Annotated in this window: 10 protein-coding genes and 2 pseudogenes; 7 read left to right on the top strand and 5 right to left on the bottom strand. The window is 68.3% G+C overall.

The genetic code is table 11. The features are described 5' to 3' along the window. The 3 genes and pseudogenes from KPL78_RS28775 to KPL78_RS28765 all read right to left on the bottom strand — a co-directional run. A pseudogene (locus KPL78_RS28775) lies at positions 1 to 219 on the bottom strand (hypothetical protein); the annotation flags it as partial. After that, on the bottom strand, positions 219 to 626 hold the full coding sequence (locus KPL78_RS28770; protein WP_219766734.1) for a hypothetical protein: 408 nt from the start codon (positions 624 to 626) through the stop codon (positions 219 to 221). The gene KPL78_RS28770 and the pseudogene KPL78_RS28775, both read right to left, overlap by 1 nt. Then, positions 619 to 1,251, bottom strand: a complete 633-nt coding sequence (locus KPL78_RS28765) for an RNA polymerase sigma factor (protein ID WP_219766733.1) — start codon at positions 1,249 to 1,251, stop codon at positions 619 to 621. The genes KPL78_RS28770 and KPL78_RS28765 overlap by 8 nt, the downstream gene beginning before the upstream one ends. A gap of 288 nt (positions 1,252 to 1,539) precedes the next feature. On the opposite strand from KPL78_RS28765, the gene KPL78_RS28760 reads away from it, so the two are divergent. The 7 genes and pseudogenes from KPL78_RS28760 (at position 1,540) to KPL78_RS28730 (ending at position 9,739) form a co-directional block, all read left to right on the top strand. After that, the gene (locus KPL78_RS28760) at positions 1,540 to 2,271 is read left to right on the top strand and encodes an ImmA/IrrE family metallo-endopeptidase (protein WP_219766732.1); all 732 of its coding nucleotides are present in this window, start codon (positions 1,540 to 1,542) and stop codon (positions 2,269 to 2,271) included. Further along, complete coding sequence (locus KPL78_RS28755; RefSeq protein WP_198370151.1) at positions 2,268 to 2,549, top strand: helix-turn-helix domain-containing protein; 282 nt, start codon at positions 2,268 to 2,270, stop codon at positions 2,547 to 2,549. The genes KPL78_RS28760 and KPL78_RS28755 overlap by 4 nt, the downstream gene beginning before the upstream one ends. A gap of 2 nt (positions 2,550 to 2,551) precedes the next feature. Then, complete coding sequence (locus KPL78_RS28750) at positions 2,552 to 3,322, top strand: hypothetical protein (protein WP_219766731.1); 771 nt, start codon at positions 2,552 to 2,554, stop codon at positions 3,320 to 3,322. After that, positions 3,294 to 4,046: pseudogene (locus tag KPL78_RS31005) on the top strand (DUF2924 domain-containing protein); the annotation flags it as partial. The gene KPL78_RS28750 and the pseudogene KPL78_RS31005, both read left to right, overlap by 29 nt. Before the next feature lie 59 nt (positions 4,047 to 4,105). Next, the gene (locus KPL78_RS28740; RefSeq protein ID WP_219766730.1) at positions 4,106 to 5,428 is read left to right on the top strand and encodes a recombinase family protein; all 1,323 of its coding nucleotides are present in this window, start codon (positions 4,106 to 4,108) and stop codon (positions 5,426 to 5,428) included. After that, the gene (locus tag KPL78_RS28735; RefSeq protein WP_255569554.1) at positions 5,425 to 5,883 is read left to right on the top strand and encodes a hypothetical protein; all 459 of its coding nucleotides are present in this window, start codon (positions 5,425 to 5,427) and stop codon (positions 5,881 to 5,883) included. Before KPL78_RS28740 ends, KPL78_RS28735 begins: the two co-directional genes overlap by 4 nt. Before the next feature lie 184 nt (positions 5,884 to 6,067). Next, positions 6,068 to 9,739 (top strand): SIR2 family protein, encoded by a 3,672-nt coding sequence (locus KPL78_RS28730; RefSeq protein WP_219766729.1) that lies wholly within the window; start codon positions 6,068 to 6,070, stop codon positions 9,737 to 9,739. Between the two features lie 622 nt (positions 9,740 to 10,361). Here KPL78_RS28730 and KPL78_RS28725 read toward each other — a convergent pair. Both KPL78_RS28725 and KPL78_RS28720 read right to left on the bottom strand, forming a co-directional pair. Then, entirely contained in the window at positions 10,362 to 11,978 is a 1,617-nt protein-coding gene (locus KPL78_RS28725; RefSeq protein WP_219766728.1) for a GMC family oxidoreductase, read from the bottom strand. Continuing rightward, positions 11,975 to 12,835, bottom strand: a complete 861-nt coding sequence (locus tag KPL78_RS28720; RefSeq protein ID WP_219766727.1) for a TauD/TfdA dioxygenase family protein — start codon at positions 12,833 to 12,835, stop codon at positions 11,975 to 11,977. Before KPL78_RS28720 ends, KPL78_RS28725 begins: the two co-directional genes overlap by 4 nt. Between the last annotated feature and the right edge of the window lie 78 nt (positions 12,836 to 12,913).

The following is a 12,913-nucleotide window of genomic DNA, read 5'->3' as shown; positions in this document are numbered from 1 at the left end:
GTCCTTGCCGGCGGCGGCGCGGGCACCGATGGCGCGCTGCTCGTAGCGCATGGCAATGGCACCCTCGATCCAGTCGAGTGCGCGCTTGGCGATGTCGAGGCGAGAGCGCGCCTCCTCCTGCAGCAGGGCGAGATGCTCGGCCGGCAGGTCGATCACCTGGCCGATCGGCAGCAGGCGCATGTCATCGATCGTCGGGTGGTTGCGGCGGGGGGAGTCCATCACGCCGCCTCCCGACCGAGCAGGTCGGCCAGCGCGTATCCGGCGGCGCTGCGGGCACTGAGCGGACGGGGGCGAACGATCAGCAGATAGGCACAGCGACCTTCAGCGATCCGGCGCTGCACGAGATGCCCAAGGCCAGTCTCCGCCATCGCCCAGACGCGGCGTGCAACAGCGTCGAGATCGGCGCGCCGGTCAGCCGGCAGGTCAGAGGCGACCCTGTCGCGATCGCGGGCCAGCAGGCCGATGTGATAGACGATGGCATCGCCGGGCGACGCATCGGCGTAGCGATCGCACAGGCCGTTCTCGGTCAGCACGACGTCGAGCAAATCCTCCACGTTCAGCAGGATCTCGGTCGACAGCATCTCTGGGGGTGTGAAGCGCACCGGTCGGCTCTCCCTGTCACGCATGGTTCGGCATCTCCTTCTCTACGGAGACGAGGGGGGATTTTTCCCACCGGGTCGGAGGCGGCTGCCGACGTTTGCCGCGAGCAGCCGGACGCATGCCCGACGCACGCAGCCAGCAGCGCAGGTCGGCGACGGCGCGGTAGAAGGCTGTGCAGGAGCGCGCATCGGCACGCTGCGCGGCGGCGACATCCCCCATCGCAGCGAGCAGGCGCAGCAGCGCCCCTGGATGCAGGGGCAACTCAGCCGCGACACGCTGCAGATCCAGCCTCAGGTCCGCATCGGCGCAGTCCTGCTGCGTGGCCGACACCCCTGCCGGGAACTGGTCGAGGTCGAGCGGCAGGCAGGTGACCCGCGGCCGTTGCCGCGCACGCATCTGGTCGGCGACGAGCGTGCGGGCGACCACGCCGGCAAAGGTGCTCCATGCACCCCGCGTTGGATCGAACTGCTCCCGCCGTTCCAGCAGCGCGACCAGGATGTCCTGCCGCAGGTCATCGCGGTCGGCGCGATGGAGGTGCTGGCGCCGGGCGGTGCGCGCCGCCTGGATGGCGGCGGTGGCCAGGGCAACCCGAAGTTCGGACGCCTCCCACGGGGGTGGTTGGCGGGGCGCGTCAGTACGTTGCGCGGGCATTTGATCCTCCTGCGGCGCCGGGTGATGGCGACGGCGGGAGGGGGCCACGCGGATAGGAGGGCAGTCAGCCTGGAACGGGTAGGTATTCCTGGTCAGGAATTGCCCGGATTTCCTGACCGCCGCCACAGCGTTCTAGTTCAGTAGGTTACGGCCCACCCATCGGGCGACGGACACCGTTTCGGCCATTTATTGACCGGCCTCAGGACAGGACGCTGGACTCAGTCGCGGAGTGGAACATAAACAGAACATCGCGTTACGCAGACGCGCAAACACCAGAGGCCCCCGCCCATGTCGGTTTCCCTGTCCTACCCGCATGACCCCTCGTCGAATGCCCCCCGCCCCCTGGCTGCCGAGACCGTCTGGGCAGTCGCGGCGCAACTGCGTGAGGCGGTCGCCCGGCGCGAAAGCCCCTGGGCCATCGACCCGAAGGACCTGGTGGCCGCCGCCACCCGGCTGGAGGTCAATCGGCATCGCGTGGACGTGCATTGGGACTTCGCCCACGCCGTCCATGACGAGGACCGCCAGCCCGTGCTCGGTATCTGCGAGACGGATCCGACCGCGCCGGGCATCGCCCTCGTCTCGATCAACACGGCGCTCCTGGCCAATCGCCCGGACCTGATGCTGAGCACCGTGGCGCATGAGCTGGGGCATGTCGTCTTCGACGTCCCCGCCGCCACGCGCCAGCCGGCCCGGCGCTACCGCTCCGTCAGCGCCGGCCCGCACAGCTTCGATGGTGCCACCGTGCGCGAGGAGCGTCGTGCCAATGAGTTCATGGGGGCCCTGCTGGTGCCGCCGGTGCCGCTGCATCTGCGCCTGGTGGCCCATGCACGCGCCGAAAGGCTGCGCATGGTCCATGCGCCTCATCATGGCCGTGTCGGCTGCCGGGTGTTGGCCCGTGATACGGCACCGGAGGCAGTGGGCGGCGTCATCTCCGCGCTGGCGGGCGATTTCGGCGTGTCCGACCGGTTCATTGCCGTGCGCCTGCAGCGCTACCGCCTGATCGAGGGAGGCCGGCTGTGAGCTTCGGCAGCATCCTGCGCGAGCGGCGGACCGAGCTCAGCATCGGTCTGACCGACATGGCCGAGCGTCTCGGCATCTCCGCCGCCTACTGGTCGCGCATCGAGCGGGACCTGGAGAGCCCGCCACGCGACCAGCTCATCGAACGCGCGGCGGCCATCCTCGGTGTGCAGATGGACGACTTGTACGTCGAGGCCCGGCGCCTGCCGCCGGACATGCGGCAGGACATGGCGAAGGTGGTGCGGGCCTATCGGCGCCTGCGCGCGATCGAGCGGAGGTGATCGTGGCCAAGACGAACCGGCGAAAACCTTACTATACGCTGCGGGAAATCTACGCGCGGTGGGCCATGGATGCTGACGACATCTCCGCCTACGTGCTGGAGGGCGAGCTCTGTCTGTCCCTCCCTGTCGCGGCGTTGCTGATGGAGGTGAGTGACACGCATCAGGCTGCGGATGGGCGGATCCGGGTCGAGCCGAAGGGGCGCCAGCACCAGGTCGGCCCGATCGATCTGTCGCGCATCGATGCCTATGCCGTCATGCAGAGCGGCGCGGGCCAGATCGCGCGCTTTCTGAGCTCGGCCGGCGAGCTGCTGGAACCGATCGACGAGGATGGCGAGCGCCACACGCTGCTCGTGAAGCGGGCCCAGCTGGTCGTTCGGCATGACGAGCTGGAACGCTTCGAGATGGAACATGATCTCGGTCACGCCAGTGAGCCGCTGCCATCAGCCCCCGTGCCCTCTCGCACTTGGCCTACGCCATCCGCGCGCGGTGCGCCGGCCCGGCACGATTGGGAGGAGTGTCTTTGCGAGCTCGGTGCGATCGCCCATGACGAGGGCCTGCCTGAGACGCAGGCGCCCCTGGTGCGGCGGATGATGGACTGGTTCTCGACCACCTACGGGCCAGAGAACGTCCCGAGCGAGAGCGCGGTGAAGCAGCGGGTCAGCCGGTTCTACCACCGTCTCCGCGGCGACGATCCCCGTGGCGCGACGCCACCGCCGCCACGCCGCCGCGGGCCTGCGCCGGCCCATGGGAAGAACGGGCGCGCGAATACGTAAAGGGGAGGCAGGACAATGCGTGCTGGATCACGATGCCCCTGCCGACCACCAACGCCTACCTCCCGCCCCACCTCCGCGAGGTCTGCGACATTCTCGCCCGCGGCCTGGTGCGGCTCCGCAGCCGCGCTGCCGAGGATCTCGCGCGGGATGCCACCCAGGTCGAGGAGCATGGAGACGTTCGCCTACACTCGACCGCCAGGCAGCGCCGTCATGCGAACCCCAGGAGAAAGGGAGTCGCATGACCAGACGATCGACCGCGAAGGCGAGGCAGCACGATGCTGCGCCGCCGGCGCCCACCATCCCGAAGATCCCGCCGGCGCAGGTGCTGCCGCGGCTGGCCGCCCTGAAGTCGGCGCCGATCGCGCAGCTGAAGCAACAATGGCGGGAATTGTTCGGGAAGGAGCCGCCGCCGTTCAGCCGCAGCTATATCACCAGCCGGCTCGCCTATCGCATCCAGGAGCTGGCTTATGGCGGGCTGAAGCCGGAGACGCGGGCGCGGCTGGAGGCGCTCGGCGAGCAGTTGGACGGGGGGAACATCGTACTCCGGCGTATCCGCGCCGACAGCCGGCCGCTGCCGGGCACACGGCTGATCCGGGAACATGATGGCGTGCAGCATGTCGTCACTGTCCGGGCCGATGACTTCGAGTATGAGGGACGGCCGTACCAGTCGCTCTCCGCCATCGCGCGCCACATCACCGGCACGCGCTGGAACGGTTGGACCTTCTTTGGGCTAAAGGGGAGGGCGGGCGCATCAGCCGCCGCAAGCTCCCTGCCGATGGCACGATGCCGGCGACCACGAAGAAGCTCCGTTGCGCGGTATACACCCGGAAGTCCACCGACGAGGGCCTCGACAAGGAGTTCAACACGCTCGATGCGCAGCGTGAGGCCTGCGAGGCCTATGTCGCCAGCCAGCGCGCCGAGGGGTGGACCCTGGTGCGGGACCGCTATGACGATGGCGGGTTCTCCGGAGGCACCCTTGAGCGCCCTGCGCTGAGGCGCCTGCTGGCCGACATCGAGCAGGGGCTGGTCGACGTCATCGTCGTCTACAAGATTGATCGCCTGTCGCGCTCGCTGATGGACTTTGCCAAGCTGGTCGAGACCATGGAGGCGCATGGCGTCACCTTTGTGAGCGTGACCCAGTCGTTCAATACAACGACGTCGATGGGCCGGCTGACGCTGAACATCCTGCTATCGTTTGCCCAGTTTGAAAGAGAAGTCATTGGTGAGCGCATCCGTGACAAATTCGCGGCCTCGCGCGCCCGCGGCATGTGGATGGGCGGCAAGGTGCCGCTCGGCTACGACGTCGTGGCCAGAAAGCTGGTGGTGAACGAAGACGAGGCCCCGCGGGTGCGCCGGGTGTTCGAGGTCTTCGCCGAGACGGGATCGGGCATCGAGACGGTCGCGCGCCTCCGGGCGGAGGGAGCCACCAGCAAGGCGGGCCGGCCGCTGGACAAGGGCAATGTCTACAAGCTGCTGAACAACCGGACCTATGTCGGCGAGGCCGCGCACAAGGGGCAGATCTATCCCGGTGAGCATCAGGGGATCGTGCCGCGGGAGCTTTGGGACCGGGCGCACGCCATCCTGCAGGTCAGCCCGCGCAGCCGTGCCGCACAAAATCGGCAGCACGCGCCGGCGCTGCTGAAGGGGCTGATCTTTGGAGTGGATGGCCGGGCGCTGTCGCCGACCCATGCGCGGAAGAATGGCCGGCTCTACCGCTACTACGTCGCGCAGCGGGTGCTGAAGAGTGACGCCTGCGGTGACGACAGCATCGTGCGACGCGTGTCGGCGGCACAGATCGAGGGAGCGGTGATCAGCCAGGTCCGCGCCCTGCTACGGCAGCCGGAGATCGTGGTCGGCACCTGGCTCGCGGCACGGCGTGAGGCGCCGGAACTGACCGAGCGCGAGGTTCGCGAGGCGCTGCATCGGCTCGATCCGCTGTGGGAAGATTTGTTCCCGGCTGAGCAGGCGCGGATCATGCGGGCGCTGGTGGAGCGGGTCGTGGTCGGGCCCGGGGGTGCTGACATCCGCCTTCGCGTTGAGGGGCTCGCCGGCCTCGTCCGCGACCTCGGCGCCATCGCGCCCGAAGCCCTGAGGGCTGCGGCATGAGCGCCGCGACCAGCATCACGGTCCGAGTGCCGCTGAAGATCCGGCGGCGGCCGGGGCGAAAAGCGGTGGTGATGCCGGTCCGGGACGAGAGCGACGGTGCCGTCCCGACGCGCGCCGATCCGGCGCTGGTGAAGGCGCTGGCGCGGGCGTTCCGGTACCAGCGGCTGCTGGATGAGGGCCGCTATGCGTCGATCACCGAGATGGCCGCAGGGGAAAAGATTGACCGCGGGTATCTCGGGCGGCTGCTGCGGCTTACCGTCCTCGCCCCGGACGTAATCGAGGCGATCCTCGACGGCCGGCGGTTGCTGGAACTCGACCTCCCAAAGCTGATGGAACCCGTCCCTGCCTATTGGGACCAGCAACGCGCAGCATTCCTGGTACCGCATGCGACAAGATCAAATTTCCTAAACCACCGGTCGGAAGAGGGGCGCCATCTTGCCCGCCGTCTCTGCTGATGGCTTGCCCTCGGACCGACGGCGTCTGGTCGCTACTCGCCAGCCCCTGCTAGATGGCCCATCTGATCTCGGGTTGGCGATCAGGGCGAACGCCGAACGCGTGTGCGTATGTTCTAAACTAGACGCACGCCGCGATTCCGGCGACGCATGACAGCCATGCTCCTGCAGTGAATTCGGACGAATCATGCGCCTGACGCCAGATGGCCCTGAACTTCCCGCTGCTCTTGTGACGGCGCAGGAGAGGGGAGAAGTGCTTTTCGTGTGCGGTGCTGGCGTCTCGCGAGGAGCCGGCCTGCCGCTCTTCCGCGGGCTGGTCAAGGCGGTATACGAGCACCTGGGGGAGCGCTGGGAGGATCACCCGGCCGAACGCGAAGTCATGGTGGAGCGCGGCAGGCTCGAGGCGCAGTACGATCGGATGCTACGTGCCTTGGAGCGCCGTCTGGCCGCGCCCGACGTCCGGCATTCGCAGACCATGCGCGACCGGATCAGGGACGCCGTGCGCCGCAGCCTAGCCCCCGATCCCGAAGCCGATCTTGGCAACCATCTCTGCCTGCTCGAGTTGTCGCGGGACTCCGAGCACCGCAATCGGCTGCTCACCACCAATTTTGACACCCTCTTCGAGCGGGCGTGGATGCGGATGAAGGGGGAACGCCTGGCGAGCCACGCATGCCAGGCAATGCCGCCGCCGAGGACCGCGGCGTTCAGTGGGGTCCTTCATTTGCATGGTCGGCTCGCGGACCCAGAGGTCGGCATCGACAGCGACACCGATCTCGTGCTGACGAGCGCCGAGTTCGGTGATGCCTATCTCCGCAACGGCTGGGCGTCACGCTATCTCTACGACCTCGTACGAACCCACGTGCTGGTCCTCGTTGGTTATCAGGCCGAGGATCCTCCGATGCGCTATCTGCTCGAGGCGCTGGAGGCTGACCGAGAGCGCTACACCGACCTGAAGAAGGTCTACGCCTTCGCCGAGGCGAAGGACGACGACCAGCATCTTCAGGAAGCCCTTTGGCGCGCAAAGGGCGTCGATCCGATCCTCTACCATGTCGGGCCGGACGGCAGCCACGCTGACCTCTACCGGACGCTGCGCGAGTGGTGCCGGTATGCGGAGGATCCGACGGCCTGGCGGCGCGCTCGGCTGTCGGAGCTTCTGTCGGCCGATCCGACGTCCATCGGCGAGGCTGGCCTTGGAGAGGTAGTCGCCCTGCTCGGCCACGGGGACGCCGGGCGCATTCTTGGCGAGCTCTCGCCATCGGCGGCCTGGCTGCCGGTCCTCTCGGACCGGGGTGTCCTCGGCCGAGGGGCTGCCTCCGCCGGCCCGTGGATCGCAAGCCGCGTCCGCGACCCCGAGATGGTACGCGCCTGCGCCGCGGCGCCGCCTGCCGACGACGCTTGGTGGTTCATAGAGCGTAGTGTCGAGCAGTTGCCTGCTGAGTATCGCAAGGCTTGGCGGCGCATACGACGCGCGGTCTCATCCCAATCCGAGGGCTTGCTCCCTCGCTGGTACGCAATTCGGAGCCGCGCGAAGGCAGGGGAGGTCGACCACGAGGTCCGTCGTGCGATCGTCGAGTCCGTCGTTCCGCAGTTTCGCGTGCGAAGGCCGCTGCGCTGGCCCGGTACGGCCGAACCAGAGGAAGCGCCAGTCACCGCGCGGTCGCTCGCTGAGGTTTACTTCGAACCATCGGGTCACCGGCCGCACATCCGCGAGGTGCTGGACGTGTGGCCGCAGGACACCGTGGCGGAGGAGCGGCTTCTGCGGACGCTCTGCCGCGGGATCGAGGAAGCGTTGGAGGAAGCCCGTGATGCGGACTACCTCAACGGCTTCGATCGTTCATCCTTCGATGTTCCATCCGTAGCTGACCATCCGCAGAATCAATATCGGGGCGGCTTTTTTCCCATCGTGCGCCTGACCGCAGGGGTCTGGGCACGGTTGGCGGAGAAGTCCGCCTCCGGTGCCCGGAGATTAGCAACTCCGTGGAGCGCATCGGAATTTGTGCTTTTTCAGCGTCTATACCTGCACGCGTTGACCAACGCGACAGTCTTCCAGCCCGGCGAGGCGTTGGCCGCACTTCTTGCGCTCGATGACGAAGCGTTTTGGTCGGGCGAACTGCGGCGGGAGACGATGTGCCTCATGGCACAGCGCTGGGCAGAGTTCCCCGAGGAGACACGCGCCGAGCTTGCCCGACGCGTCGGCGGTGGCCCCCCGCGGTCGCTGTTCACCGACGACGCGTTTAAGGACGAGGACAAGTGGAACTCCATCCGCGACCACATGATTTTTGTCCGCCTCGCGCGCATCCAGGGCGCTGTGGGAGGCCTCGATGGCGACAGCGCGCAGGTGCTGGCCGACATCCAGGCGCGCCATCCAGCGTGGATTCCGGGCCCCGGCGACCGGGATGACTTCGGCTCGTGGATGAGCAGCGGTTGGGGGCCGGAGGGCGATCCGGCATCACTCTCTGGCGTCGCAGATGCCGAGTTGGTGTCGCACGCGATGCGCCTACAGCGGGAGCAGCCCATCGGACATTCGGATGTGTGGCGTCTGTTCTGCGAATCCGATCCTGAACGCGCCCTCCGCGGCCTGCACGCGGAGGCAGATTCTGGCCGCTGGGAGCCATCCGCTTGGCGGGATCTTCTGTGGGCAGCGGCCAAGACACAGCGCCAGCCGCTCCAGCGCGAGATAGCTGAACTAGTCGTCCGCATGCCGACCACGGCGTTGCTGCCGATCACGTCGAGCGCCGCGTCGTGGTTGCGGGAATGCCGAAGCCTGCTGCTGGACGATGCGCAGGCGCTCGCGGGGCCCTTCCTCGGCGTTTGGGACCGCCTCGCGGAGGTCGTCTACACCGACGCAGGGCCCGACGCCGAGGCCACTCGGTCTGAAGACGAGGATCTCGCCACGGCTGCGCTAAATGAACCGGGCGGAGAACTTACATGGGCGCTGTGCGACGTCTTGAGTGCGCAGGAGCCGGACGCCGGAACGGAGTTAGGGGACATACTCGGCGGACGGTTCGATCGTGCCGTCTCGGCGCTGGGCCGCCCGGGGCTGCTGGCGCGGGTCTATCTCTTGAGGCTGCTGCCTTGGCTCTACCAGGTAGCCCCGACGTGGTCAGGCGAGCGGTTGCTGCCACTGCTCGTGCCGAGCCACCCCGAGGCCCGACTGCTATGGCGCGCGCGTCTCGGGGGCCATGTCCCGCGGCTACCTGCGCTGTTCAATGCGCTGAAGCCGCATCTTTTGGCACTGTTTCAAGACGAGGCGATGTCGCAGGGGGAGGCGCAGGGGCTCGCTCACGCTCTCCTGCTACCGGCCATCTGGAAGCGCTTGCGGCCCGACGATGGGTGGCAAATCGAGCCGGCGGAGATCCGTCGAGCGCTCCGGGCGGCGCACGCAGAAGTGCGCCACCAGGCGGCCTGGATGCTGTGGAACTGGATGGGGGAAGAGAAGGCCGAGCCGGTAGATCGAGCAGCGCGCTGGAGAGTCCATGTCGGACCCTTGTTTCGGGACGCTTGGCCATTGGACACCGCCTGCCGGGACAGTGAGACATCGCAGCGCCTGGTGATGATGGTGCTCGAAGCCGAGGACGCGTTCCCGGACGCGGTCGACGCGGTGGCTCCGGTTCTTGTCCCTTACGACATGGTGACCGCCATCATCGGCCTCGATCTCGACGGCCGCCACAAAGAGTTGCCGGTACGTTACCCTCGGGCAGTGGTCGCCCTGCTCGATGCCCTGGTCGATCCCTCTCGAGCACAGCCACCGCGTGATTTGGGGAATGTGCTGGCACGGTGCGTGGCGGCGGATCCCGCCTTGGCGGGGGAGCCGGCCTACCGGCGACTGCACGCGATAGCGCGCCGCCTATCGGCGTAGACGTGGAGGTTCACATGACCACAAACGGTAGGCTTGAGGCGGCAGAGGGGGACCGTGAGTCACCTGCCCAGTTTGGCGAAACTGCCGGCCCACCGCGTCCACGGTGATCCACGATGCGACTTAGGTGCACGGAGGCCGAGGAATCCAGGAGCTTGGGGGCGAGACGGAGTGAATTCACTCATGCGGGTCGATTGCCCGAGCGATGCCCTCCCCGAATCAGGACGGGTTGTGCCGACGGAAAGCTGTGGGAAGTCAGTGACCTGACCCTTGTAGACTGGATCGGCCAAGTCCCAAGGTCCGGAGAGAATAGCGCGGAGATAGACGCCCGGAGGGCCAACATTGCGGTGCCGAAGTATCAAGGTCCGCGCGCAAACCCCGGCCAAACCTGCGCCTCAGCGCGGTGTCCTGACCAGGAGAGACAGGTTGTGAGAGAGACGAATGGAGCAGCGGTGGGAACCGGATTCCAACCTTCTCTGGGCGTTGCTCGGAGGATGGCTTTGTCCACGCCGGCCAGCGGGCTTCCGGCGCCCTGATCAAGCATGGCGCCGCCAGGCCGCGCACCCGGCCCCGCCAGCACCGGCAAATCGGCCCGTTTGCGCAGCGCCGGTGGTGTCTGCCTGACCTACGGGTTCGCGTTGGGCTGACCGAGCATCATCGCCGCAGCCTTGGCTGCGATCATCATCGTCGTCGCATTCGTATTGGCCGACACGATGCGCGGCATGACCGAAGCATCGGCCACGCGCAGCCCGTCCACGCCGCGCAATCGCAGGTCCTGCGTCACAGGCGCCCCGTCGCTGCCCATGCGGCAACTGCCGCACAGATGATAGACGGTCGCGCCCTTGGCCCGCGCATAGGCCAATAAGGCATCATCGTCCTGCTGTGCCGGACCGGGCGCGGTCTCCGCCGCCGACCACGGCGCAAGGGCGCGCGTGCCGAGCAATCGCCGCGCGACGCGCAGCCCGGTGATGGCGGCCTCGCGATCCTCGGAAGCCGTCAGGTAGTTCGGCTGGATGGCGGGCGCCTGGCGCGGATCGGCGCTTGTGGCGAGCACGGTCCCACGGCTTTCCGGCCGGCACTGCCAGACCCCGACGGTCATGCCCGGCACCTCCTGCAGGCGCCCCGTCACTCCTTCCTCCGAATAGGAGGCGGGGGTGAAGACGAATTGCAGGTCGGGTTCGTCGAGCGTGTCGCGCGAGCGCGCGAAGGCGCCGGCATGAGCCGGGCTGTAGGCGAGCATGCCCCGTCGCGTCAGCAGCCAGCGCGCCATTTCCCACCACAGGCGCGGCGGCTGCGCCTGTTCGTTCAGCGTGACGGGGCGGGTGACGCGATGGACCACGCGCATGGCGTAGTGGTCCTGCAGGTTCTCGCCGACGCCGGGATTGTCGGCGATGACCGCCACGCCGAGCGCCCGCGACAGCGCGGCCGGGCCGAGCCCTGAGACCTGCAGCAGATGCGGCGTGCCGATCGCGCCCGCGGCCAGCACGATCTCGCCCGTCGCATGCGCCGTCAGCGTGCGGCCGTCGCGCGCGAAGGTAATGCCGGTGGCGCGTCCCGATGCCGTCTCGATGCGCAGCACCATGGCCCCGGTGACGACGCGCAGATTGGCGCGGCGGCGGATTGGCGCGAGAAAGGCACTCGCCGCGCTGAAACGGCTGCCGCGGCGGATGCTGCGCTGGTAGGTGAAGACGCCCTCCTGCGCCGTGCCATTGTAGTCGGCGTTGCGCGCCAACCCGCACTCGGCCCCACCATCGAGGAAGGCCGCGACGATCGGATGCAGCGCAGGGATGTCCGAGACATGCTGCGGCCCGCCGGCACCGCGATACGCGTCGTCCCGGTAGTCCTCGAGGCCGCGGAAGAACGGCAGCACGTCCGCATGCGACCAGCCCCGGCAGCCGGTCTGCGCCCAATCGTCGAAGTCGCGCGCGGATCCGCGCACCCAGAGATGCCCGTTGATCGCCGAGGAGCCGCCGAGCACGCGCCCGCGCGGCGTGTGCATGGAACGGTCGTCCACACCGGGGCCGGGTTCGGTAGTGAAATTCCAGTTGAAGCGCGGATCACGGAAGGTCTTGAGAAAGCCGGCCGGGACCTGGAGGTAGGGGTGACGCGCCTCGCCGCCGGCTTCCAGCAGCAGCACGCGGCGGCGCGGATCGGCGGAAAGACGGTTGGCCAGCACGCAGCCGGCGCTGCCCGCGCCGACGATGATGTGGTCCCAATCGCCCTCGAAGCGCTCGGCGCTCACGCGGCGGCGGCAAGCGTCGGCGCGGCGCCGGCGACGCAGGTGCGCACCATGTGGCGGCGTTCCGTCGTCGTCGCGAAGGGGGTGGCGCGGTGCAGCACGGCGCGATTGTCCCACACCACCAAATCATGCGGCCGCCAGCGATGCGCATGGGTGAAGGCGGGCTGCGTCGCCAGCGCCATCAGCCGGTCGATCAGGACGCGGGACTGCGCCTCGTCCATGCCCTCGATGCTGCGCGCATGGGCGCCGAGATACAGCGCCGGGCCGTGCGGATTCTCCTCCAGGACCAGGGCCTGGCGCACCGGTGGGTGCTGGTTGCGCTCGGCCTCGCTCACCAGCGCGGCATCGACCCGTGAGCGCGACCAGCCGAAGTCATGGATGGCGACGCGGCCTCGCAAGGCGGCCTGCTCGGCCGGATCGAGCGCGGCGAAGGCGGCGCGCATGGAGGCGAATTCGGTGTCCCCGCCGGCCGAGGGGATCTCCCGCGCCGAAAGCAGCGAGGCCCGTGCCGGCACCGGCTTGAACGACGAATCATGGTGCCAGACGCGGTTGGCCTTGTTGTTCAGCACCTGCTTGTCGGTCGGCGGCGCGATCTCCCCGGCCGGGCCGATGTTCGACAGGATGATCACCGCGCTGCCCGCCCCGGGGGCGCCGGCGCGGGTGCGCTCCAGCGGCCCGAAGCCTTCGCTGAAGGCGATCTGCGCCGCGTCGTCGATGCGCTGGTCCGGGAAGACCAGCACCGAGTACCGGTCGAGCGCGTCGCGTAGCGCGGCCATCGTCGTCGCGTCCACGCCGCGGGCGATGTCGAGGCCCGTGATACGGGCGCCGAAGACGGGGGTAAGTGGTGTGGTCTCGATCATGGGGCGTTTTCTCCTGCTCGCACCATGGCGCGTCGGCGCATACGGGCGCCAGACGGCACTTTCGCAAAACACTCTGCC

Origin of the sequence: Roseomonas alba (assembly GCF_019430885.1) — a bacterium.
Lineage (GTDB): Bacteria > Pseudomonadota > Alphaproteobacteria > Acetobacterales > Acetobacteraceae > Neoroseomonas > Neoroseomonas alba.
Note: the sequence above shows the minus strand (reverse complement) of the source record. Positions and strands in the feature narration are given on the sequence as shown.